Source organism: Coleofasciculus sp. B1-GNL1-01 (assembly GCF_040220235.1).
Lineage (GTDB): Bacteria > Cyanobacteriota > Cyanobacteriia > Cyanobacteriales > Coleofasciculaceae > Coleofasciculus.
In genome coordinates, this window is record NZ_JAVJTO010000092.1 from 1 (window position 1) to 23,113 (window position 23,113).

Here is a 23,113-nt window from a genome sequence, read left to right on the forward strand (position 1 = left end):
TTGCAAAAATACCGCGATACGTTCCTTCGGAACAGGCTCCGCCAACGCGGTATTTTTGCAATATGACAAGAGATCGGTTGAAACCCACGCTACATCAAGGTTTCAGCGATTGTACATAAGTAGGGCGGCTAAAAAATCGCGCAAAGCCGCACGGTGAGGCAGTTTTGATTTTTTGGCTGGGGGAACTTCAGATTAAAGTTAACGGTGGGGAACTCGCTGTCCTTGAGAAGCAAGCTACGCCATTCGTCATACTCGTTTTCATCGAGAAGCAAGCTACGTCATTTGTTTATACAGCGTTTTCCATGCTGGTGAGGTATATTGAGAATAAGACTTTTGCTCTCACAGAGGCTAACATCGTCTTGTTACTGTACCTCACTAGACTGAGAAATGCTGTATAAAGATTTGAGGCTTGTTAACATTTCTTAGTACAGCGGACAAATGATAAATCACTCCAAATTCGCCAAATTCATTTTATTAGAGCCATTTTTAAACTCATTCTGATAGGCATTTATTTTCTCGACAAATTCTTCTGTCAAGCGCATAAACGCTTTTGCCCCTGAAGAATTGGGAGAAGCGATAACCGCAGGCATAAAACTATCAACTGCCTTAGCCACATTCACATCCATCGGAATGCGATTCTTAAACAATTGCGTCGGAACAAAATCTTCGGTTACCCGATTCATCACCTGCTTGTAATATCGACCCAGCAATCCTCCGGATAAAATAAAGACAATGCCTAATAACTGTAAGTCGAGAGAGGTGTTAGACTTATGACTCTCCTTCAATTTGGCAATCCGCCGTTCTAAGAGTTGAATTCCCACAACTGATAAAGGTTCAGGGCGAGCCGGAAGTAAATAGAAATCACTGGCAACAATACCGCTACGGGTTAACAGATTATAGCCAGGAGCGCAATCTAAGATAATAAAGTCATAGTTATCTATCACAGGTTCTAAAATACTTTTAATCAACAGCCGCTCAAACCGATTCCACACCTGATTAAAATTGGGCGTCTCTTCGCGACTGGCTTCTTGATGCAGCATCTCGGAGACTAAATACTCATCATACAGATCAATATCTCCCGGCAATAAATCCAGTCCTTTTACCGAACAAACGTAAGATTTAATAACATCCTGAATCTTGAGTTTGGCGTGGCGATTGGGACGAATTGCCTTATCAATTAACTGATTCAGCGTGCGTCTCGCTTTTCTGGCTTTAGCAAAATCTTGAGGGGCGATTAAGCTGAGTGTAGCGCTGATTTGTGTATCTAAATCAACCACTAAAACCCGTTTTTGATGCTGTTTCGCCAAGCAAGTTGCCAAGTTGACGGTTAGCGTCGTTTTTCCGACACCGCCTTTCATGTTAACTGTGGCAATGACAAATCCCATGATAAAATCCTCTTGGAGAAACGTTACCCAGTTAGGTATCAGCCAGCCTAGATTATAAACGCCGTATTGCGTCTGAAAATTCCCTAGCTTTCGGCAACAGTCTACTATAGTAAGCGATTTTACCCATCAAGGGAATCCAGTGAGGAATCCTTCGCAACCCTTAATACCATAGTTTTGAGTATTCCAAACATACCATTTTAGTCTGTAGGGGCGGGTTTCACTACTATCGTTTCTATTCCCACCCATAAGCAACTAAACCCGCCCCGCCCCAAGGGTAGAATTGTCAGATGGTATGTCTGTCCCCCCGGTTTCCACCAGAAGGGCGGGTTTAGTCAAGTTATGGGTTTGTACCAAACTGTTATCGGTAAAACCCGCCCCTACAGCGTTACGTCCTTTTTCTTCACTATTGCCCATGACACACCGAGCGTGTTACCGAGCGAAGCCGAGGTAAGCGTTCGACTGAGCGCTCACGCCGAAGTCCGAGGTGTTGCCTATTGCCTATTGCCTATTGCCTAGCGCGTAGCGCTATACTAAGCAATTCGCTGGAGAAATTCTTTGGTTAACTCGGTAAACGCTTTCGCCCCCGTGGAGGTGGGTTCGGTGAGAACCACGGGTTGAAACTCATCAACGGCTTTGGCGATGGCGACATTGGTGGGAATTTCAGTGATAAAGACTTTATCGTCACCAAAATCAGAACGGACTCGCTTCTTGACTTTCCTTGCCATCGTTGTCGCATGACCGAGGGACGAAAAGACAATACCCAGTAAATTGAGTGTAGCGCGATCGCTCTGCTTGAGTTTCCGGATACGACCTTCCAAAATCCCCATCCCTACAACCGATAAAGGTTCAGGTTTGGCGGGAATCAGATAAAAGTCACTGGCAATCATACCACTGCGCGTCAGCAAATTATCTCCTGGCGGAAAATCTAGCAAAATCCAGTCATAATTGGAAACAATCGGTTTAATTATCCGCTTCACTAACCCATCTTCCAGATGATTCCAGCCTTTTTCAAAGTCTTGCTGATGGCTATTGGCTTGTCTATAAATCTGGGTCGCTAATAAGAAATCGTTGTACAGTTCGATATTACCCGGTATCAAGTCCAGTCCATTCACCTGACAAATGTTGGGGACAATCACATCCTCAACAGTAGGGGCGGATAACGAATCAGATTGAAGCGCTTGATTAACTAATTGTTGTAGCGTGCGCTTTTGTTTACGGCATTTTGTAAACTGTACCGGAGGGATTAGGCTGAGAGTCGCATTAATCTGGGTATCGAGATCAACGATTAGCACTCGCATCCCATGGTCTTTAGCCAGACTTGTCCCCAAGTTGACAGTGAGTGTGGTTTTGCCCACACCTCCTTTCATATTGACGATTGAAATAACGTGTCCCATTCATGGTTGTTTTGACGATGCTTATATCATACTCTGATCTGCCTGATGCGGTGGAGAGGGAGGACGTTAGTCAGGGCGGGTTTAGTCACTTATGGGTTAAAAAGAAACGATAATCGTGAAACCCGCCCCTACACAAAACCATAGAATTGACAAAGAGAAGAGTCTGACCTAATCTCCCATTGAATGAGAAGAATCAACAAAGACAGCTACTCTGGTGAAGACTATAGGATAAAATTTAATTAAATCAATGGCTAATGTAAGCTATAAATAGCTAATGTTAAGAAAAATCAAAATTCAAGGCTATAAATCTATTCGAGATATGGAGTTGGAGTTAGCACCCAGAAATATTTTAATTGGGGCGAATGGAGCTGGAAAATCTAATCTCATTTCTTTCTTCAAACTATTACGCTGGATGCTGCAAACACCAGGACAGTTACAAGTATTTGTCGGCAAGTCAGGCGGAGCCAATGCTTTGCTGTTTGATGGTGCATCCGTCACGCCACAAATGGAGTCAGAACTTCATTTTCAAACAGAAGCCGGACGAAAATATTACTTCTTTAGGCTTTTTTATGCTGCCTCAGATACGTTCATCTTTGCTGAAGAGAAATATCGCTTTTCCCGTACCACGTTTAATGGGCTGGCTGATTGGACATCATTAGATGCAGGTCAGAGAGAAGCGAAACTAATTGATAGTGCAAATTCAGGCAATGCAACAGCTAAAACTATTTTAAAACTGATGCAGAGTTGTGCCGTTTATCAGTTTCACAACACATCGGAAACGGCTCGGATTAGACAACGATGGAATATAGACGATAACCGATATCTACGAGAAGATGGAGCCAACTTAGCTCCCTTTCTCTTGCGCCTCAAAGAAACAGAGCCAATTTATTATAGAAGAATCGTCGATACTCTGAATCTAATTGCCCCATTTTTTGCTGATTTTGTTTTAGAACCAGTCAGTAACGCTGTTATTCTTCAATGGAGAGAAAGGGGAACTGATTTAATCTTTAGTTCGGCTCAAGCCTCAGATGGCACATTGAGGACAATGGCATTAGTTACCCTTTTATTACAACCCCAACGTGATTTGCCGGATGTTTTAATTTTGGATGAACCAGAATTAGGGTTACATCCTTATGCCATTAATATCATCGGTGGTTTAATTAATAGTGTTTCTCTTCATAGTCAAGTCATCTTAGCTACTCAGTCCACCCTGTTAATTGATTTATTTGAACCCGAAGACATTATTGTTGTCGAACGAAAAAATCGTCAATCTTATTTTTATCGACAAAAAACCGAAACACTGGAAGATTGGTTAGAAGAGTATTCATTGTCTGAGCTATGGAATAAAAATATTATTGGAGGAAGACCGAGCTGATGATTCGTTTACATATTGTTGCGGAGGGTCAAACAGAAGAGGAATTTATTAAATCTGTTTTAACAGAACATTTAGGTAATTTCAATATTTCAACTGATGTGCATTGCGTTACAACTAAACGAACGAAAAATAAGGTTTATCGAGGTGGAGCCGTCAGTTATGGAAAAATCAAAAAAGATATTATGCTCTGGCTCAAGCAAGATAGGAGTCAGGAAGCAAGATTTACAACAATGTTAGATTTATATGCTTTACCAAATGATTGTCCTGAGTTTGCTGAATCTCAAAATAAGTCCGATCCTTATCAAAAAGTTGAAAAACTAGAAGCAGCTTTGGGTAATGACATTAATGACCCTCGTTTTATTCCTTACATTCAATTGCATGAATTTGAAGCTTTAATCTTATCTGATCCCAGTAAATTAGCTGAGAGATTTCCTGACTATCAAGTCAACATACAAAAACTCTTAGCGGATTGTGAAAAGTTTCCGTCTCCGGAACTCATTAATGATGGCTCAACTACAGCACCTTCTAAGCGCATTAACAAATTTATTCCGGGTTATGAAGACGCAAAAGTATCGGTGGCTCCTTTAATAGCTAAAAAAATTGGTTTACCAGCCATCAGACAAAAATGTCCTCATTTTGATGCTTGGATATCCCAGCTAGAACAGTTAAGATAGATAAACTCAATTTTAGAGACAAAACTCTCACACTCCCTCTGCGTACCTCTGCGTTAAAACCTCTGCGTACCTCTGCGTTAAAAAAATCCCCTTCCCCCTTCACAATTCAATCCTTCGAGCAAATAAACTCTGCAACCGCTGCAACTTCGCCCCAACTTGATATAGTAAATCCCCTTTCCCTAAAAGATAAGCCGCTTCCGATTGTTTCCCCCCTAAAATAATCTCAGAATCCGCTTCGCTAGCTGTCCGCAACGCAACTCGCCCCGGTAAATTTGACCGAATAATTGGCGTAACGACTTTCGCTTCGGGGCGTTGAGTGGCAATAATTAAATGGATACCCGCCGCTCTCGCCATTGAGCCTAACCGTTTAATACTTAATTCTAAAGCATTGCGGATATCTTTTTCGGTCATAAAGTCAGCATATTCGTCAAAGATGCAGACAAGACGAGGTAAAGGTGGGTTATTCTGTTGATTATAAGCATCCAGGTGAGAACATCCCGCTTGCTCAAATCGCTGATAACGCCGTTCCATTTCCGTGACTAAATTATCCATCAGAGCGATCGCATCTTCGCTATCCTTGACGATAGGAGCGTATAACCAGGGGATTTGCTCGAATTCGGGAAAGGTGACACGCTTGGGATCAACCAGGGCGATTTTAAGCTGTTGGGGCGAATGGCGATAGAGTAAGGATAACAGGAGCGATCGCAAAAATTCACTCTTCCCGCTTCCGGTTGTTCCCCCAACTAGAAAATGACAGGTATTCGCATCGGATAAGTCGGCTTCCACCAGTTTCCCATCTAAATCCACACCAATGGCAATTTTTACTGGAGCCTGAGTCGGTGTTGTCTGAAGTGTGATATAATCCTCAAGCCGCGCTACTTGTCGATCTGGACGCGGTAAATCGACGCTGACATAGCCAGGTTGGGGCGCAATTAGGGGGGGATTGGTAATTCCTAGTTGTACCTGTAAATCAGCCGATAATTTCAGCAAAGCACTAACCTTTACCCCCAGACTCGGTTTCAGCTTTACCCGAATAAACGCTGGACCAACGGCGGTTCCCACACAAGTCACGTCTATCTTAAAGGATTGTAACGTCTCAACTAACTGTTGCGCGATCGCATCAACATCAACATCTGGAGTAGGTTCTTTTTCCGGCTGAGGCGTTTCCACTGTCTCAGGAGTAGGCTGAGAGGCAATAGTGTTAGATGTTTGACTGGGCGCTGCTGCAATAAATTCTAATAAATAGCGATAAACATGAGCCAGATAAACTGTATCCATCTTGGCATACTTTATCTGCTTTTCCGTTAACGGGCGCTGTCCCCAATCGCTTTGCTGTTCCTCACTATCGACATGAGAGAATTGACACAGTTCTACCGCCAATGTTTTCAGTTTCTTGTTGGAGACTTGCAGCCGATTCGAGCGCCTTTTTCTTGTCAGCCTATTCACCATCTTTTGTGTACAAGTAATATTCTCCGCCTGTTCTTTCCCCAGAAACCTTAGATCAAAGCTGGCGTTGTGAAAGACTTTTTCTATTCCGGGATTTACCATAATTTGCTCAACAAAATTCTGTACCACATCCGGCTGATCCAAGACATCAAATATATAAGCATGTTTCCCGGTTCTATCGGTAGGATTCGCTAACACCTGGATTAGAGACAATCGGGGATTAGCGGTATTCCAATCCGCTACTTCTGTATCCAGCCAGAGGATTTCTGCGCTAGTCAATTGCTTAATCATAGCTCGAATCTCAGCAGGTTTGGTTAGATAGTGATTCGATTCATCACCCTCAAATAACGTCTGACATTTTTCCTGCTGGGGGCAAATTTGGCACAGGTGAGCCTGGGAGGTTGACGGCGGTGGATCGGGTTGTCCGGGTTCCCAGGTTAACCATTTCTGCATCTGCTGTAATTTAGGGGGAATAAGCTGATGCACAGTAGTTTCTAGCTGTTCCCAGGAATAGTGATACTCTTTAAATTCGGGTAAAACACAATAGATAGCGGAGTCAACGGGTAGTTTGGTCTTTTCCCAGAGGAGATAACTATAAACCGCAACTTGGGCTAACTGGGCGGATGGATCAACAGGCTCATAAGTTTTGTATTCAACCACACAGAGACGCTGGCGATCGCTATCGAAAATTAAGTTATCAAATTGACCTTTAACCACTTGTTTTGTGCCATCAGATAAGGTAAACTGATGCTGAATAAGTTTCGGATCAGGATCAATAAAGGTTTTACCAATAACCTCGGCTGCACTGTGATAGCGGCGATTCTTAATTAACAGTTCTGCCCAACGCTGAATTAACCCCCGTAATCCTTGCCAAACTTGAAATAACGGCTGGGCTTTTCCCGGATCAGTTTGGGTGATTTCTTGGAAATAGGGATAAAAAGCCAGTTGATAAAACAACTGTTCCATCTGAGTCGCGATCGCCTCTTTTTTCAGATGATCGGCGTCAGCTTCAAACAGTTGTCGAAATTTACCGTTTTGACAAGCCAGTTTGACAAACTGATTTGCCAATTTATGAAAGGTAGTGCCAATCCCCTGTGAACTCTCTGGGGGTAGAAATAAACTTTTTCCGCCCAGTTTCTTTGATAAATAAAATAGGCGAGGGCATTCGACAGCAACCCGGATATCAGTAGCGGTTAATGAATTCGTCATTTTAATGGATAGGATTAACAACTAGACAGACAACTTGTTTTTCTAGCTTTTCCTTTATATTAGGAATTTGAAGTTTATTTTCTTGACACAGTTCCTCAATTAGTGGGTTCAACTGAGATTCATTAAACTGCGAGTATTCGCGGTTGGCGTTTTCCAGTAAGGTTTTTCGCCCTAGCATCATCCCATCATTTCGGACAAGTGTTACTAAATAATCCTTAACGTCTTGCCGTACTTTTTCTAGCTCATTATCCTTATCGTCTCCTCCCCCCTTTTCAGGAGTAGCCGGAACAATTCCCAACTCCTGTAATAAACTACAGTTATGCAAAATTTTTGATTCACGGATAAATACTTCCAACTCCTTTAAATTAGGCGTTAGATCACCCACGACTAAATCCCCAGCACGAGCTGCATTCCCTAAACTATGATATGTTGCCAGGTAGTGTACTGAGTTTAAATGGGGGGTAATGTGACGATGAGGTGAACCTGTAAAGATGCGCTTAAACAGTCTGTATCCTGCATTTCTGGTTTGACCCAATTGAGCAGCCCGAATTAGGATCAAGCTATTGCATAGTTTTTGATGAAGTGCTTTTTCGCAAGCGTTCATTAGAGAAGAAAAGCTTCTCAGATTGGCTTCTTCACTCCAAACGATTCCGATTCGTTCTGTCTGATCTGAGGGTTTATAGCTCAAGGAATAAATCGAATATTTGGTGTTCTGTAAAAGTCGATGCTCAATTCCCGCGACTTGTAATGCACTCAGAACCTCTTGCAACATTTGAATCAGTTCCGGCGATCCGAGTTTAGGAATTCTATCGATTTTTTGCTGCGTTTTTTTGAATTCCTTGCGCCAGACTAAATCCAATGCAGCCAACGGATCAGTTGGAGGAGTTGGCGGTTTTGGCGAGGGAGTCTCTGGTGCAGGGTTAGGCGCGACTGGAACGTCATCTTGAACTAAATGAGCTTTGTAGTCTTGAAATAGGTGACGCCCTAATTGTAAAGCGTAGCGAGGAGTGGTTTTGCCACGGGGAAATTTGTCCTCTAAAGCTTGCCGAGTTAAGGGATAAATTGGCAAGTCAGGCTGAGGAGTGGCTTGCTGATGTAACGGATAAAGTCGCTTTGCCCAAAGTGCTTCGGCTTGCTCCAATGTAATCGGCTTGAGCGAAAGCGCTCCATAGATTCGACCTTCAATTTTATCAGAAGGTTGAACATTATTTTTATTGTTTTGCCAAGTACTATTAATGATGCTAATAATCACCAAAAAATTTTGCGGATAGCGCGTGTTAATACTGGAATTGACATTAAATAAAGCTTGTAAGTCGATGGAACCGTCGGGAAAGCGAGGAATGCTATCCAAGTTATCAAAACACAGTACAATCGGCTGGCTGCTAGCAGAAACTCTGCCAAAGTTAGCCAAAAGTTTTTGAGCCGCATCTTCACTGTCAATCAGGCGTTGAACTCCCAATTCTTTGAGATCGTCTTCATCTAATTCATCTCCCCGTAACCAATCACAGGCAAGAGGCTGTAATTCAGGATTATTCAGGTGATAGAGGACTTTGAAAAACTCTCTGGGATTGTAGATTCCTGTAGGATAGCTTGCTTTCAGATCACTAATAAACTTCTTCTGCTCACCCAGTAGTTGTTTCATCAAGCTGCTTTTTTTGAATGCGGGTAAACCCTTGAGCCAAAGCAGCAACTGAGAGGCCTGTTGACCTTCGGGAATATGCATCAAACTATCAACCGTTTGCCGCAGAATATGACGCCAGATATAATCACTATCGGGCCACGGTTCAATATAAGCGAAAAAGGCTTTAGGGTTAAGGGTGCGTTTAAGCCGTGCTAAAAGATAACTTTTCCCCGATCCCGAATCTCCCGCCAATAGTAAAGTGCGCGGATAATGGTCTTTAGCAACTTGATCCAAAACCCTTTCTATTTGAGTAATCACGTTTTTATGAATTGAATCAACCGCGATCGCTTGATCTTGCCGTTCCTGCCAAAAGTTACGGGTTTGAAAGGTAACTGGGTCAAAAGGATTAATCTCTTGCCGAATAATTTGATCGATGGATGCCATGCTAAAGTTGGGTTCTACTCAGAGACTGCCGTAACAAAGAAATAGAATTAGCGGATAGAATGCTAAGTCGAATGGCACTGAAATAAGCATTTTTGGATTGCCGAAACCCTTGATATAGTGTAGGGTGGGTTGAGCGAAGTCGAAACCCACCAGCATACCAGTCAGTACCCTTCATATTACGTCACGATGATGAAGAACAAGCGTCCCCCAATATCTTGAGGAATCCCCGCCTCAATTTGTTCTGGAGTATAGGTTCTCACTTCTTGCAACGCGCTGAGTTCTATCTTATCTTGCCGTTCTAGGCGATAGAGTGCCTGATCTAATTCTTCCCTGGATAGGGGCGGTTGTAACTTATCCCGCAAATAAAAAATCGGCAAATAGTTGTCTGTCCCCAATTGCCGATCTAAATCTTGAATGATCTGTAAAATCTCTTCATCACTGGAGACGCGCCATAGTACGTCTCTACCTGGCTGGCTTGTCAATGCGGCTGTCGCTGGCGTCGGCGACGTGGTAACAGCTTGTAATTCTCGGGGCAGAAATTTCCGTAGAAAGCGCAGGTAATCTGCCAACATTGCTTTAGTCATCGTGAGATTTCCCGCACCCAGAGGCATATATTCCTCCCGCAGATACTCCTTCCCCGGTTCCGTCAGCCAAACTTCTTTAATTTGCGTCTGTACTGGCTCAATAAACCCCCGATGTGCCAAACTGTCGATGAGTGCTTGTCGGGTTTTAGCCGGGGTGATCTTGGTTTGGCCGGGAGTAATCGCGCCCTTCTGGCAAGCTTGGAGTATTTTCAACTCTTGCGGGGTTACAGGTAATCCCGCCGGATCTAATTTCAGTAGGGATTCTCCTGCTGGGGAAATCTTCAGCTTTTGAATCTCCTCACTATAGCCAACCAAATCCCGTTCCCGTAGCTGACGGCAAATGCGATCGCGTTCTGAGGCTGACGTTTTAGAATTTGGCTTAAGTTCTGTAATCGAGGCTCGATAATCTGGTTTTCCCAATAGTTTCAACAGAAACTTTAGTTCTTTAACGTCCATAACATCAACCTTATTTAATTCGCTTCCCCAATTCTAGAGAGTAAGATGCTCCCATGACCAATGTTTTGGCATACTTACCCCAAACCGACTCAACAGCCAACAGCACGACTGCATCGGCAACAGAGACAATTCCATCCTAGCTTCATAAGATTAGGTTGGTAGTCAGCACTTGAGGGATAGCAGCGCTGAAGCGCTTACTACAAACATTCAACCCGCTTCTCGCACCTGATCGGTATAATCTTTGGGACGCATTTGACGAAACGCCTGCAACGCCGCTTGCCGTAAACTGAGGGGTAAATAGGATAAGATTACTCCCAATTGCGCTTTCCGAGAACTACCAATAATCTCCGCTACATCTTGCAACATTTGGCGTCCCTGAACTGTATCCCCATTTTCAATTAACCGTAACCCCAAAGCTTCTTTAGTCCAGGCTAATTTTTGTATCCGTAGTTTCTCTAATTCCTGATCGGGAAATCGATAACTATCAATACAAAATACCTTTGCCTTCAAAAAATGCAGATTCTGTCTTAAACTCGTCTGTCCCCCGTGAAACCGATACTCCATCAAATACTCTGGCAAAAAATACCCCTGCTTAAGCGCGATCGCTAATCGTACCAGTAAATCAAAATCCTCGCAGCCATCGGCTTCTGGGCGCATATAGTCAACATCCTGCAAACAGGCGCGACGAAACAAGGTTGAACCCACCTGCAAACTTTGATATTGAAATGTTTGCCGCATTAAATCAGGAATTATACCCTGCTCCAGCTTATCCTTACCCCACTTCACCGCATTTTCTTTCGTCGCCGACTCCACGCGATTGCCGTTTTTATCAATAACCCAGTGATTCGTACAGACAAAATCAACACTGGGTTCCGCCTCTAATACTGCCACTGTTTTTTCTAAGAATTCTGGCGTTAGGGCATCATCATCATCAAATTTGATAAAATAGTTTCCCTGGGCTGCATCAAATCCAGAGCGCATATTTTTACTGCGTCCAATATTTTTAGGATGGCGGATATAGCGAATGCGGGAATCATCCCCCTGATTGACAACCGTAGGCGTCTCATCAGTTGAACCATCATCGCAAATAATTAACTCAAAATCTTTATACGTCTGACTCAGAACACTGTTAACTGACTCAACTAGATAGTTGGCACGGTTGTAGGTGGGAATACAAACACTAACTTTAGACATGATACACTAGCAAAGGACACAGTTAATGACGAATAATTGTCTAAATTTTAACAATCAAATCAGGCTAGGTGAGAATTCCAGTGCTTTACCTCCTACTGGGTGCGGTAGACACACAACGGGTTACACTCTTTTTGTAGCCAAATTCCGGTATAATTTTATCGAGTTGAGCAATAAATTCTTCAATCAAACTGCAATAGTTTGGACTCACATTAGCCTCAATGCGATTCAGCCTAAAATATGAAAGGGTTATACAAGGAGGTATAATTTGGCGATCGCTCCCTCGATTCGGACTCTCTTCATTACTAAGGAAGTGCCGTACCCACCCAAGGGTGGAGTATCTCTCCGGAACTGGCAAAACATCAACATCATGATCAAGTTTGGTCGGGTTGCCGTTTTCTCCGCTTCCAACTGGACTCCTAAGCACTCCTCTCTACCCGGTGTTGTCCTATGGCAGCATACTAATGTTGCTACACAACGTTCAGGGTGGGAAAATCGAGAACGTCGGTTGTGGTGGCTGCGCCGCCGCAGACATCCAGATGCGGATTGGGCTTATTCCCACAAGGCGGCTCAGGAATTAGATGAACTCTTAACCAAATTCCAGCCTGATCTGGTAATCTTTGAGGAGGTGTGGCTGTATCCCTACCTGAGTGTGGTCAAGCGTCATCAATGTCGGATTATTTTTGATGAGCATAACATAGAGGCACAGCTTTTCCAGCAGAAATATCCTTCATTTCAGGGTCTCAGATCACGGGCGAAAGCGACTATTCAGCTTTCCCATCTCACGTCCATTGAGGGCGACTTCGTCCGTCAAGCTAACCAAGTTTGGGTATGTAGTGATGATGACGCTTGCCTAATCAATAACTTTTACGGAGCGGTATCCAATACTAAAGTTGTACCCAATGGGATGAATGTGGCACAGTATGACCCGGTGCGCTTGGATCAATGCCCCCCTCCCAGTGGATTAGAAGATACTCGCCGAACCTTATTATTTGTGGGTTTACTCTCCTACGCACCCAACACCGAGGCGGCAGAATTACTCATAGACCAAATCTATCCTCGGTTACGAGAGATTGACTCGGACTGTCGTCTCCTGTTGGTCGGACGCAATCCGAATCAGAAGATGCAGGAAGCTGCCCAGCGAGAACCTGGGATCATCGTCACAGGAGGGGTTCGAGATGTACTGCCTTATCTAGCTGCTGCTAGCATTGTGATTGTGCCACTGCTTCAGGGGGGAGGCACTCGTCTGAAAATCCTAGAAGCTTTTGCTGCTGGTTGTCCAGTCATCAGTACGGCTAAGGGGGCTGAGGGGTTGAAAGCTAAGGATGGAGAACATTTGCTGATTCGGAATGAAATTGACGCGATCGTCGAGGGTGTGTATCAACTCTGGTCAGAGCCTACCTTGGGTGAAAAACTGGCTCGTTCTGCCTATGAGTTAGTCAAGTCAGAATACTCCTGGGAAGCGGTTGGGAGAAAGGTAGATCAGGTTATTCAAGAGTTATTTTGAAGGCAAAAGATTAAATTAAGCAATATGCTAAATAGCATTATTGACTTTATAATCCTCAAAGACTAACTTGAAAAGACGCTGTACTCTTTACACAAAGTTGGCGCGTGCCAGTTCTTGAATTTTAGGTAATTTCGCTTGAATTTGCTGGCAAATATATTTTCTATTTTCAATCAGGGGAATCAAAAATTTAACTAACTTATTTGACTGAAGAGCTTGTTGTGGCTCAATCATCATACCTTCTAGCTCAAAATGCTTAAACAAACCTTCAAATTTTCCCTGATATGTAATACAGCCTACGGGTGTTTGTTGACCTAAACAAGCGATAGAAAGGTGAAATTTACCACTTAGAACCAGATCAAGCTTACCAACTATAGCTTTGATATTAGCTGCTGTGCAAGTTGCGCTTATTTTTCGAGAATGAAACTGGATTTCGGCAGGAAGTGCCTTGAAAATTGCCTCAATTATGGCAAGGTCACTGAACTTGTTTTTGTAAGTCCGAAAATCGTGAGGAATTAAAACAAAACTAATTGTTTGGTTTTTTGAATACAGTTCTACTAAGGTATCGACATAGATTCTAACAAGCTGCTCAAAGGTTTGAATACCAGCCCCTTCAGTGAGTTGGTTGTAAGGATTGAAGCCTATTACAATACGACCATTGTTTTGTTGGTGAGCAATCCACTCCCAAATTTCGGAAACAGTCTCGGACTCTACAGAAGGAGGCAGCAGAAATGCTACATCTGCTACAAGTTCAATGGCTCTATCTGTATGTTTAACCAATCGTTCTTGGGAAATTTGGTCTCTCGCACATAATTTGACATTGGATGGCAATTTCCGTAAACTTTGCACAGAATCGGGTGTTGGTTTTTCATTAAAACTGAACCCAATAACAGTTGTATCAAGTCCTATTGACGCGGCGACTGAAATAATAGTCAGCATTTTAGACGTAGCTGGAGGATAATAATAACCATCCATCATGTCAGCACCAAGGCAATAAAATTGCTCATATCTGCCAATAATAGGAACAAGACGGAATAAAGCTTTCCAGGAACGCCATGAACCATAAGAGAAATAGTCTTTCATTTCAATAACTTCATTGACTGAATGTAAGCCTCCCCACTGGCGATCAGGATTGTAAGAGATTAAACCAATATGGTTTACACCTTTTTGCTGAAGATAATTGACTGTTGCAGCCACCAAAGCTTCATCGCCTAGATTACCCGGTGCTGCTGCGGGTAACACAAGAGCAGATGACTCCACGCTTTGAAGGAGTCCCACAGTTCGCATTAGGCGAAAAACAGTGGTGTAAATTGTTAGTAACCAGGAGACGATTAGTCGTTTCATAAATAAAATAATCCAACTTTTTTAATGTCTATCTAAATTTCCCCACCATTTAGGATCTGATTCATATCCTAGTTTTAGGAGAACCTCATTATAATTGTCTTTAAAAAACTCTATATGCTCTTGCTTGAAATGATTTTTCCAGTCTCCAAATACTCCTTTTCTATAGTGACTCTTAGCATTTTCGTCGCCGATTTTCCTGCCTTTTGCGAGTATCGAAAATTCATTTTTAAATACTATTCCCAATAATCTTTCTGCTGGAATACTATCCATGCTGAATTGAAATGGAATAAAATAATATTTTTTGTACTTTTTATTTAGTTTGTTAATTATTATATTTGATAGCTGAAACAAATAATATTTAAATCCAGCATTTTTATTTAAAACTCCTAAAAAATCAAAAATATTAAGGAAATTTTTATAAGGATTACTTGCAAGATATTCCATTTTTATTTCTAAGATGTTTGGCATATTATAGTTCCAATTATACATTTCCTCAAGGAAACGCTTACTGAATTTCATCTCTAAAATTATACCTTCATCTTTAGGTAATTCTTTTAGCTGTCTCCGGTGTTCTTTAAGTTCTGGCCAATGCTTAGTTATTGGATGACTGTAAAGATGGGAAAAATATGCAGAAGTGATTAAGTCTCGCGGATCTCTTATCACATGAAATCCTTTAAAATTTTCCAGAGCAGATACATAGAGAAAGTCTGCATTTGTATAACAAAGGAAATCTACATTTTCTAAAGTTGCAAACTCCTTCAGATTATGATTAAACATATTGGCATTAGAGACATAGGATGTCTTCCAGCCCAGATTATTACAAACATCTACAATTATAGAATTGATCCAGGTACTAGCTGCTTTGTGATGTCCAAAATAAGCTAGTAGATGATTTTTGTTCCTTGTCATTCTTGAACTCCTTTAATTACTATAAATTGCTTAATACAAACTACTAGCTATGAGCTAAACCTTCCCAGCAGATCCATCAATACCTGCTTAACACGTTGCGCTACTTGCATCCATTTAGGTAGCTTATAGGATGCTCGATATGCCTCAACTAAAGGTTCTATCTTCTTTACGAATAAGGAAAAGTCACGAGCTTCTACTGCTTCTTTGAAGGCAATATGACTTTGTTCGGCTAACAAAACACGGAATTTTTGCCCCTTGTTAAACAAAGGTCTGGAACGGTCAATCCTAGGCTGAACACGCTTCGGAGGAAACCATTCACCTCTACGCTTAGTCATGAGGAGACGATATGCTAACCCATCCCGCCGATGACGGAATCCTGATTCCTGCGAACGAGCTACTTCTTCAGCATCTATGTAATCAAGCTTTAACTTGCTAGTCGCCATCCCTTGTTCCAATAACTCACGGATTTTCGGGTGGCGGACAATTACTACGTTTGTACCTTGGCTGTCCCGAACATATTGAGGCAACCAAGCATCACCAACACTAACATCTGCTGCTTCAGCAACCACATCATCACAATAATCGCAGGCTTTGTACTTAAAAAAGCCTAGCCCCCAATCTTTACCGTAAAGTTGATCAACTGGACTGGTTTGAGTGATTACCTGACCCTCTTTTAGTCCCACTACCTCAATTCCATAGCTATTAGCATTTCTACCGGGTATCTTCTTACGGAAGTCGAACTCTAGAATGTTACCGGGTTCAATGCCACACTGCCATGCAAACATATCAGCAAACCGCCTACTCTTGAGATGACCACAAACTAGCCCGACACAAAACTTGATCCGTTCCGCTAATATAGCATCCTGACGCATCAGGAGACGAACCGCTTTAAGAAAACAGGGTATCCCGACAATGGCATAGCGTCCTGGTTGTTCTCGGACTTGCCGAATAACTTCAGACATTTCGATAGGATAGTAGCGAGACTTTGCCCCCCGTTTCACCTGTTCGATTGTCGTGGATATTTGGTAGTGGAATAGCCTAGAATCATCCTCAGAAGGGTGACGAGGTTGGACGTGAATCACTCGATCAACTAAACCTTCCAGCATCAGGTTAGTCACAATCCAGGTACCCATTCCACCCGAACTGCCGCGATCGCGAAAATTTCCCTCAGACACGAAACCTGCATAGGTAGCTTGATAATAGCCGATTTTGTTGTGGTCTTGACAGTCTTTGCCAAACAGTTCCTGACCTATCTGATCTTCGTTTTGTGAGCGACTTGAGAATGGGCATACAGCCTCCACGGGAAGCTCCAAGGACGACTGTTCAGCTAATGGATTAATAGTAGCAGTAAACTTGCCGTATTCGTCCATCTGCATCTGAATTGGAGATTCGCTGACTGCAGCGCATGCACCGCAGCCTATGCAATAGCCGCCCTTGACTACAGTCTTAAAGAGATTTCCTAGTTGTGAGTTTTCATTAAGGACAGTGATGTTCGCCGAGCTACTCATAATTAATAACTAATGATAATACACCAAATCAACTAACAGATATTTTCTTGACTTTTTGGACAAATTTTTGTAAATTTCGGTTGGTCTTTACGAATAAGCTGGGTGATTTTAGTTGCTTAGGTTTCTGATCGGGTTGTTTCATGAAGCGATAACATAAAAATATATCTTTGTAACGAATATCAACATCTTCTCCTTTACATAACTGGGCGAAATCCTTAGACGAGTAGTTCATGTAGTGAATGCGATGAATCGGCTTTAATCCCTGCTCATTATAGAGAACCTGATCAATATTCACGAAGGGATCGGCATCCGCACAATTACCCGTGCGGTCTTGCCCGTTGGGGCTGAGAGTAAAGTTATATAAGGGGTGATCGCACCGAAGCGTCATATAATTAAACAAAAATGCATCATCCCACCAACGAGATACCCAAGCTATTTCTTCCCGTTCAATAAGCTGCTCTTTCAAAATTGATAGTTCTTGTTCATCAAAAATTCCTTGTTTTGAACCAAAAAAGCTAGAACAATGCAGTTTTGGTCGGATCTGTTCTTCTGTATAAATACCACTTTTTTCAATTAGAGGAATATTCAGTGCCGCCGTATCCACCGATTTCTTGTGTTCCCAATCATCAAACACAAAGTCATAGGCGTCTAACTTTTCCAATACATCCTCCACCGACTTCATGGCTAGACTATCAGCATCGTAAAAGACAAACGTTTCAAACTGCCCATCAAAAGCCGTAAACCTTCTATGATGACCTTTGCCCCAGGGGGGACGAGTAATCGCCTTCTTTTTGGCGGCTGGATGAGCTGCCCAAACCTGTGTGGCAAAGTCTTCCCAGCGTTGAATTGATTCCCTGTTATCAAACAGTGTGACATTGGCTCTGGAATCAACTTCCGGCTTTACTCGTTCGAGTCGTTCGTCATAGGGAATTACACAAACTGGAATGTCAGGACTGACATTCACCTCAATGCTGTTGAGTAAGGCAACGAGTTGGTCATAAACTGCATCATTAGCTAGGGTATAAATACCAAAGGATGACATAGAGAAAAGTCCTCACTGTAGCAGTTTCCCAATAGCTTAACCCATTTTTGGGAAGCGTGGTTGATGTCGAATCCACTTAGAAGTAGTCCAGGCAGTGCTAGGAACCGATCTGAGTCGATACTGGTATAGTTGGACACTAATTCTTGATAAAAGTATGAACCCCGATCGCACTCCCGATAGTCAACCCTACCCCTCTGTCCCCAAGGTATCCGTCGTTGTCCCCATCTATAACGGTATAGCCGACATACCCGACTTAATCCAGTGTCTCTTCTGTCAAACATACCCCAAGGATCAGGTAGAATACCTACTCGTAGACAATAATAGCCGCGATCGCACTCCTGACATCCTGCAACAAGCGGCTCAAGACGCCAAATCTCAAGGCATCACGCTTCACCCCCTCACCGAAAACCAGATTCAAAGTTCCTACGCCGCCCGCAATACAGGCATCAAAGCATCCACTGGTGAAATTCTAGCCTTCACCGATGCCGATTGTCGCCCCATTCCCCAATGGTTGAGTCTCTTGGTTCAACCCTTTGCCAATCCCAAAATCGGATTAGTTGTCGGTGAAATTTCTGCTCTACCCGGTAAAACGCTGCTAGAAAAACACGCAGAACGTCAAGGAACCTTAACCCAAAAACATACGATAGAACACCCCTTTTGTCCTTACGGTCAAACCGCTAATTTAGCAATTCGTCGCCAAGCCTTACAAGAGGTAGGCTTGTTCCGTCCCTACATGACTACCGGAGGAGACGCTGATATTTGTTGGCGAATTCAACGCCAGACTCAATGGCAACTCGACTTTGCCGAAACAGCCATTGTTCAACACCGCCACCGTGCTAACTTACAGGAATTCCGCAGCCAATGGCAACGCTATGGACGCTCAAACAAATACTTACATGAACTGCACGGCGTCGAATTACAACCCAAATTAACCGCCAAGAAAACCTTCTATTTGCTCAGTCGTTGGTTGCTGAAAGAATTTCCAATAACCAGCGGACAAATTTTTACTGGAAAAGCATCTTTTGTTGATATAATCAAGACTCCCGTTAATCTGTACGGTGCTTGGTATCGTGACTTAGGGCAACACAAAACTCAACTTGATGAAAAAGCGAATAAAATTGATTGGTTGTAAAAGATTTTTTTTATTTTGAAGGGTGTAGGGGCAGGTTTGACCATTATCGTTACTTGCCACCCAGATGTGACTAAACCCGCCCCCTCTGAATGACAGCGTAACGCCGATTTGCCGATTCATTTGATTCTTGTGTTACAACAGAGCTGGTTAGACTCCCTAGCGACGACTCACCCTGACAGTTATGCCAACGCCTCAGATTGCTGCGATTATCTGTACTCACAACCGAGATGCTTATCTGGGTGCTGCCATCGATAGCCTACTAGCCCAAGATTGTGATAATTTTATTGTCGTAGTGGTCGATAACGCCTCTAGCGATCGCACTCGTGAGATTGTTGAAGCCAGAATCTCCCATCCTCAGTTAAAGTACGTTTACGAACCCGTCATTGGTCTTTCCGTGGCACGCAATACAGGCGCAAAAGAAACCACTGCTCCCATTCTCGCCTATTTAGATGATGATGCTGTCGCCAGTCCCCAATGGTTGAGGGTTCTCCTAGACGCTTATCAACAAAATGAAAAATTGGCAGTAGCTGGCGGTAAAGTCACCCTAATCTGGCCCCCCAGCGTCGAACCCCCCAACTGGATATCCCCAGAACTTGCTGGCAATCTAGGACTTTATGATCTCGGAGATACTGTTGTCTATATCAAAGAACCTGGTTTAACACCCAGAGGCTTAAACTACTCCATCCGGCGTACCTTCCTAGAACAAATTGGCGGCTTTGATCCTAATCTAGGGCGTCAAGGTAAAAAATTACTCTCCAACGAAGAATTATACGTGACTGAACTTGCCCTCAAACAGGGTTGGCAAGTCGCTTATCTCCCCGATGCCGTAGCCGCCCACAACGTCGCCCCAGAACGCCTCAAAGCAAGCTGGTTTTTGCAGCGTAGCTGGTGGCAAGGGATTAGCGAGTGTTATCGCGAAGAAGTCGCAGGTCGAACTGGGGTACGTCAGCTAGGACGAGGAGGAGAACGCATCGCCCGGGGACTCTATAAATCGGCGAAACATTTGACTGACCCAGCCAAACGGTTTGATAATCTAGTTTATGCTTATGGTCAGATTGGTTACTTACGTGCTGCCATTCAAGCTATGCTAATCAAACCCAAGGATGAGGGCTGACTTATCAGGGAACAAGGAAGATAGGGGAGCTGGGGAAGCTGGGGAAGCTGGGGAAGCTGGGGAAGCTGGGGAAGCTGGGGGAGATGAGGGAGATGAGGAAGTCGTGAGTTAACTCAAAACTCTACCTTACACTGTTGCCTATTGCCTGTTGCCTATTGCCTGTTGCTTATTCCCTATTCCCTATTGACTGACAAATGACAAATGACAAATGATACATGATAAATCATGAAAAAAGCACTAATTTGCGGCGTATCGGGTCAAGATGGCGCTTACTTAGCCAAATTACTCCTCAACGAAGGGTATAGCGTCTGTGGTACATCACGGGATGCTCAAATGTCATCCTTTCAGAATCTAGTCCGCCTGGGTATCCGTGACCAAGTGAAACTAGAATCAGCCGCCCTCACTGATTTTCGCAGTGTGCTGCAAGTCCTGATGAAAAACCAACCGGATGAGGTCTATAACTTGGCAGGACAAAGTTCAGTGGGATTGTCGTTTGAACAACCCGTAGAAACCCTAGAAAGTATTTCTATTGGTACATTAAATCTTTTAGAAGCGATTCGGTTTACGGGTGAACCTATTAAATTTTATAATGCGGGATCGAGTGAATGTTTTGGCGATATTGGCACAGAAGCGGCGGATGAAACAACTCCATTTCGCCCCAGAAGTCCTTATGCGGTAGCAAAATCGGCTGCCTTTTGGCAAGTGGCAAACTATCGGGAAGCTTACGGTTTGTTTGCTTGTTCTGGAATTCTCTTCAATCACGAATCTCCCCTGAGACCCCAACGATTTGTGACCCAAAAGATTGTTGCAGCCGTGTCTCGGATTGCCCAAGGTAGCCAAGAAAAGCTTTATTTGGGTAATGTTGATATTAAACGAGACTGGGGATGGGCACCAGAATACGTTGAGGCAATGTATAAAATCTTGCAACAAGAAGAACCCGATGATTATGTGATTGCCACAGGAGAGAGTTACACCTTAGAAGACTTTGTGGTAGAGGCGTTTAATTCAGTCGGTTTAAATTGGCAAGATTATGTGATCACGGATAGGAGTTTGTTCCGACCAACCGATTTAGCAGTCAGTCGGGGAAATCCTGCCAAAGCCAGAGAAAAACTCGGATGGCAAGCCCAGTACAAAATGCCTGATATTGTGCGGATGATGGTTCAAGCCAAGCAAAATTCGGCACAATAAAAGTGCATGGTCATTTGTCTGTCATTGATCATTTGTCTCAATATCCGTAGAACGCGGACTCAACAAGAAAAGTTCCATCCTTCGATCACTGCCTAACTGCTTATTGAATGAATCATGGGTGAGGATATCGAAGTTTTCTGCCAAGAATGTCTCTAATAGTGGAGAACTCTGGGAAGACACTTGAGTCGCTAACCAAAAGCGCGACTCGATGGATGATAAATCTCTCAACAACTTTTCCAGATCGGATGTCTCTAAAGTACTTGGAAGGATATGTTGATGAGCTGGGGCGGAACCGTGATAGTAATGGGCTAGCGCCTTGGCATAATACATCGACCAAATAATTACATCACCCGGTTGCTCGTTGGTGTTAATTACTTGGACAACGGCTTTATAATTGGGTCGATCTTGAACGGTATAGTAGCGCACCAATCCACCGCCAACGGCTATTGTATAGGCTAACGCAATGGCTATCGCCACGATTCGCCACTGACGCCACACTCTGATCAAACCTGCTGCCAGTAGGATGAAAATGTAAGGGCTGACAAATAACAAATAGCGGGTTACCCACAGGGACATTGAGATATAGGAAAACGCAAAGATTAAGCCGAGTGGTATAAATGCCCAGGCTGCAACCCAAAACAGCTTTGATGAATTGTGATGTTTATTTTTGATCAGCGCCGCACCTAATAAGCCCGCCAATAGTCCCGTAAATAGCTTGTAAAACCAGGCGGCGATCGCATTCGACTGCACCGAGAAGGGCCAAACTGTAAAAAACTTCAAGGTGCGGACAATATCAATTAATTGTGGGGTTCGTCTCCCCGTGACATGTCCTTGCTGGGCGTAGGAGGATGAAGGAGACGCCATGTGAACGACAGACAATACACCTGGAGACCACAAAACCACAATTAGCAGCAGCCATTTACCAAAATCGAACAACACGGCGCGTTGATGGCGGAATCTCCATCCCACCAACAGGACATCCGGTATCAGTAACGTCAGGTTAAGCGGCACCGTCAATATGGCTAAGAGTCGCAAACCTGCCCATCCAGCCATTGACGCCAAACTGGGACGCTTCCCTGGCTCTCTCATCAGGGCGTATGTCAACGCCACGGTACCGCCTAACCCCAAGCAAGTACTCATAGCATACATGCGTACTTCTTGGGCGTGATTGATGAATAGGGGTGAAAGTGCCAAGATTAGGGCAGCAATTAAGCCTTCTGCTTCTCCTGCTAAACGACGACCTAGCTGATAGACAAGGAAAACACTGGTTATCGCAAAAAGGACGGATAATCCTCGCAGCCAAGCATCATGATTGCTGACCTGTATCCAAATACTCAGCAGCATATAATAGAGGGGACGAACTAGGTTGTTCGGCGGTAATCCCCGTCCCGTTTGAATGTCGGTAACACTGGTGAGTTCATCAATCCAGAATCCTTCTTCTGCGAGTTGGTAAATATAGAGGGTTGCGGCGATTAATCCGATTAAGCTAATTGGAAGCCATTGCCGTAGCTTGGCTGCTCGAAGTTTGGCGTTTATCGAGGTAGATGATCCCATATCAGTTTACCCAATTGATAGAGTAGGTTTTGAGGGAAG

Annotated in this window: 19 protein-coding genes; 7 read left to right on the forward strand and 12 right to left on the reverse strand. The window is 43.5% G+C overall.

The window, feature by feature from the left end:
• Positions 1 to 446: 446 nt before the first annotated feature.
• The 3 genes from RID53_RS22515 to RID53_RS22525 form a co-directional block, all read right to left on the reverse strand.
• Positions 447 to 1,385, reverse strand: coding sequence for a ParA family protein (locus tag RID53_RS22515; protein ID WP_446390229.1), 939 nt, complete (start codon positions 1,383 to 1,385; stop codon positions 447 to 449).
• Positions 1,386 to 1,637: 252 nt separating this feature from the next.
• The gene (locus tag RID53_RS22520) at positions 1,638 to 1,799 is read right to left on the reverse strand and encodes a hypothetical protein (RefSeq protein ID WP_446390230.1); all 162 of its coding nucleotides are present in this window, start codon (positions 1,797 to 1,799) and stop codon (positions 1,638 to 1,640) included.
• Between the two features lie 116 nt (positions 1,800 to 1,915).
• Positions 1,916 to 2,779 carry a ParA family protein gene (locus RID53_RS22525; RefSeq protein ID WP_446390231.1) on the reverse strand — a complete coding sequence of 288 codons (864 nt, stop codon included), beginning with the start codon at positions 2,777 to 2,779 and terminating at the stop codon, positions 1,916 to 1,918.
• 274 nt (positions 2,780 to 3,053) lie between these two features.
• On the opposite strand from RID53_RS22525, the gene RID53_RS22530 reads away from it, so the two are divergent.
• On the forward strand, positions 3,054 to 4,154 hold the full coding sequence (locus RID53_RS22530) for an AAA family ATPase (protein ID WP_446390232.1): 1,101 nt from the start codon (positions 3,054 to 3,056) through the stop codon (positions 4,152 to 4,154).
• A complete protein-coding gene (locus RID53_RS22535) occupies positions 4,154 to 4,828 on the forward strand; it encodes a DUF4276 family protein (protein WP_446390233.1) in 675 nt (224 codons plus the stop codon). Before RID53_RS22530 ends, RID53_RS22535 begins: the two co-directional genes overlap by 1 nt.
• Before the next feature lie 99 nt (positions 4,829 to 4,927).
• On the opposite strand, the gene RID53_RS22540 is transcribed toward RID53_RS22535, so the two are convergent.
• The 4 genes from RID53_RS22540 to RID53_RS22555 form a co-directional block, all read right to left on the reverse strand.
• A complete protein-coding gene (locus RID53_RS22540) occupies positions 4,928 to 7,483 on the reverse strand; it encodes a DNA translocase FtsK (protein WP_446390234.1) in 2,556 nt (851 codons plus the stop codon).
• Between the two features lies 1 nt (position 7,484).
• Positions 7,485 to 9,548, reverse strand: coding sequence for an ATP-binding protein (locus tag RID53_RS22545; RefSeq protein ID WP_446390235.1), 2,064 nt, complete (start codon positions 9,546 to 9,548; stop codon positions 7,485 to 7,487).
• 176 nt (positions 9,549 to 9,724) lie between these two features.
• Positions 9,725 to 10,588 (reverse strand): hypothetical protein, encoded by an 864-nt coding sequence (locus tag RID53_RS22550; RefSeq protein WP_446390236.1) that lies wholly within the window; start codon positions 10,586 to 10,588, stop codon positions 9,725 to 9,727.
• Between the two features lie 207 nt (positions 10,589 to 10,795).
• Positions 10,796 to 11,782 (reverse strand): glycosyltransferase family 2 protein, encoded by a 987-nt coding sequence (locus tag RID53_RS22555; RefSeq protein ID WP_446390237.1) that lies wholly within the window; start codon positions 11,780 to 11,782, stop codon positions 10,796 to 10,798.
• A gap of 265 nt (positions 11,783 to 12,047) precedes the next feature.
• On the opposite strand from RID53_RS22555, the gene RID53_RS22560 reads away from it, so the two are divergent.
• Positions 12,048 to 13,286, forward strand: coding sequence for a glycosyltransferase family 4 protein (locus RID53_RS22560; protein WP_446390238.1), 1,239 nt, complete (start codon positions 12,048 to 12,050; stop codon positions 13,284 to 13,286).
• An 87-nt stretch (positions 13,287 to 13,373) separates the two neighbouring features.
• Here the strand turns inward: RID53_RS22560 and RID53_RS22565 are convergent, their stop codons facing one another.
• From RID53_RS22565 to RID53_RS22580, 4 genes are all read right to left on the reverse strand, one after another.
• The gene (locus tag RID53_RS22565) at positions 13,374 to 14,627 is read right to left on the reverse strand and encodes a polysaccharide pyruvyl transferase family protein (RefSeq protein WP_446390239.1); all 1,254 of its coding nucleotides are present in this window, start codon (positions 14,625 to 14,627) and stop codon (positions 13,374 to 13,376) included.
• 21 nt (positions 14,628 to 14,648) lie between these two features.
• The gene (locus RID53_RS22570) at positions 14,649 to 15,536 is read right to left on the reverse strand and encodes a sulfotransferase domain-containing protein (RefSeq protein ID WP_446390240.1); all 888 of its coding nucleotides are present in this window, start codon (positions 15,534 to 15,536) and stop codon (positions 14,649 to 14,651) included.
• A gap of 47 nt (positions 15,537 to 15,583) precedes the next feature.
• Positions 15,584 to 16,912, reverse strand: coding sequence for a Coenzyme F420 hydrogenase/dehydrogenase, beta subunit C-terminal domain (locus RID53_RS22575; RefSeq protein ID WP_446390241.1), 1,329 nt, complete (start codon positions 16,910 to 16,912; stop codon positions 15,584 to 15,586).
• Positions 16,913 to 17,072: 160 nt separating this feature from the next.
• The gene (locus RID53_RS22580; RefSeq protein ID WP_446390242.1) at positions 17,073 to 18,086 is read right to left on the reverse strand and encodes an Npun_R2821/Npun_R2822 family protein; all 1,014 of its coding nucleotides are present in this window, start codon (positions 18,084 to 18,086) and stop codon (positions 17,073 to 17,075) included.
• A gap of 154 nt (positions 18,087 to 18,240) precedes the next feature.
• Here RID53_RS22580 and RID53_RS22585 point away from each other — a divergent pair, with 154 nt between their 5' ends.
• From RID53_RS22585 to RID53_RS22600, 4 genes are all read left to right on the forward strand, one after another.
• Entirely contained in the window at positions 18,241 to 19,218 is a 978-nt protein-coding gene (locus RID53_RS22585; protein WP_446390283.1) for a glycosyltransferase, read from the forward strand.
• A gap of 181 nt (positions 19,219 to 19,399) precedes the next feature.
• Positions 19,400 to 20,332: a glycosyltransferase gene (locus RID53_RS22590; RefSeq protein WP_446390243.1), complete on the forward strand. Its 933-nt coding sequence runs from the start codon at positions 19,400 to 19,402 to the stop codon at positions 20,330 to 20,332.
• Positions 20,322 to 20,444 carry a hypothetical protein gene (locus RID53_RS22595; protein ID WP_446390244.1) on the forward strand — a complete coding sequence of 41 codons (123 nt, stop codon included), beginning with the start codon at positions 20,322 to 20,324 and terminating at the stop codon, positions 20,442 to 20,444. Before RID53_RS22590 ends, RID53_RS22595 begins: the two co-directional genes overlap by 11 nt.
• 113 nt (positions 20,445 to 20,557) lie before the next feature.
• Positions 20,558 to 21,520 carry a GDP-mannose 4,6-dehydratase gene (locus tag RID53_RS22600; RefSeq protein ID WP_446390245.1) on the forward strand — a complete coding sequence of 321 codons (963 nt, stop codon included), beginning with the start codon at positions 20,558 to 20,560 and terminating at the stop codon, positions 21,518 to 21,520.
• A 21-nt stretch (positions 21,521 to 21,541) separates the two neighbouring features.
• On the opposite strand, the gene RID53_RS22605 is transcribed toward RID53_RS22600, so the two are convergent.
• Positions 21,542 to 23,074 (reverse strand): glycosyltransferase family 39 protein, encoded by a 1,533-nt coding sequence (locus RID53_RS22605; RefSeq protein WP_446390246.1) that lies wholly within the window; start codon positions 23,072 to 23,074, stop codon positions 21,542 to 21,544.
• Between the last annotated feature and the right edge of the window lie 39 nt (positions 23,075 to 23,113).

Excerpts from the sequence above, each read along its gene's own strand:
- RID53_RS22515 (WP_446390229.1), bottom strand. The coding sequence starts at position 1,385 with ATGGGATTTGTCATTGCCACAGTTAACATGAAAGGCGGTGTCGGAAAA.
- RID53_RS22520 (WP_446390230.1), bottom strand. The coding sequence starts at position 1,799 with ATGGGCAATAGTGAAGAAAAAGGACGTAACGCTGTAGGGGCGGGTTTT.
- RID53_RS22525 (WP_446390231.1), bottom strand. The coding sequence starts at position 2,779 with ATGGGACACGTTATTTCAATCGTCAATATGAAAGGAGGTGTGGGCAAA.
- RID53_RS22530 (WP_446390232.1), top strand. The coding sequence starts at position 3,054 with ATGTTAAGAAAAATCAAAATTCAAGGCTATAAATCTATTCGAGATATG.
- RID53_RS22535 (WP_446390233.1), top strand. The coding sequence starts at position 4,154 with ATGATTCGTTTACATATTGTTGCGGAGGGTCAAACAGAAGAGGAATTT.
- RID53_RS22540 (WP_446390234.1), bottom strand. The coding sequence starts at position 7,483 with ATGACGAATTCATTAACCGCTACTGATATCCGGGTTGCTGTCGAATGC.
- RID53_RS22545 (WP_446390235.1), bottom strand. The coding sequence starts at position 9,548 with ATGGCATCCATCGATCAAATTATTCGGCAAGAGATTAATCCTTTTGAC.
- RID53_RS22550 (WP_446390236.1), bottom strand. The coding sequence starts at position 10,588 with ATGGACGTTAAAGAACTAAAGTTTCTGTTGAAACTATTGGGAAAACCA.
- RID53_RS22555 (WP_446390237.1), bottom strand. The coding sequence starts at position 11,782 with ATGTCTAAAGTTAGTGTTTGTATTCCCACCTACAACCGTGCCAACTAT.
- RID53_RS22565 (WP_446390239.1), bottom strand. The coding sequence starts at position 14,627 with ATGAAACGACTAATCGTCTCCTGGTTACTAACAATTTACACCACTGTT.
- RID53_RS22570 (WP_446390240.1), bottom strand. The coding sequence starts at position 15,536 with ATGACAAGGAACAAAAATCATCTACTAGCTTATTTTGGACATCACAAA.
- RID53_RS22575 (WP_446390241.1), bottom strand. The coding sequence starts at position 16,912 with ATGCAGATGGACGAATACGGCAAGTTTACTGCTACTATTAATCCATTA.
- RID53_RS22580 (WP_446390242.1), bottom strand. The coding sequence starts at position 18,086 with ATGTCATCCTTTGGTATTTATACCCTAGCTAATGATGCAGTTTATGAC.
- RID53_RS22585 (WP_446390283.1), top strand. The coding sequence starts at position 18,241 with ATGAACCCCGATCGCACTCCCGATAGTCAACCCTACCCCTCTGTCCCC.
- RID53_RS22590 (WP_446390243.1), top strand. The coding sequence starts at position 19,400 with ATGCCAACGCCTCAGATTGCTGCGATTATCTGTACTCACAACCGAGAT.
- RID53_RS22595 (WP_446390244.1), top strand. The coding sequence starts at position 20,322 with ATGAGGGCTGACTTATCAGGGAACAAGGAAGATAGGGGAGCTGGGGAA.
- RID53_RS22600 (WP_446390245.1), top strand. The coding sequence starts at position 20,558 with ATGAAAAAAGCACTAATTTGCGGCGTATCGGGTCAAGATGGCGCTTAC.
- RID53_RS22605 (WP_446390246.1), bottom strand. The coding sequence starts at position 23,074 with ATGGGATCATCTACCTCGATAAACGCCAAACTTCGAGCAGCCAAGCTA.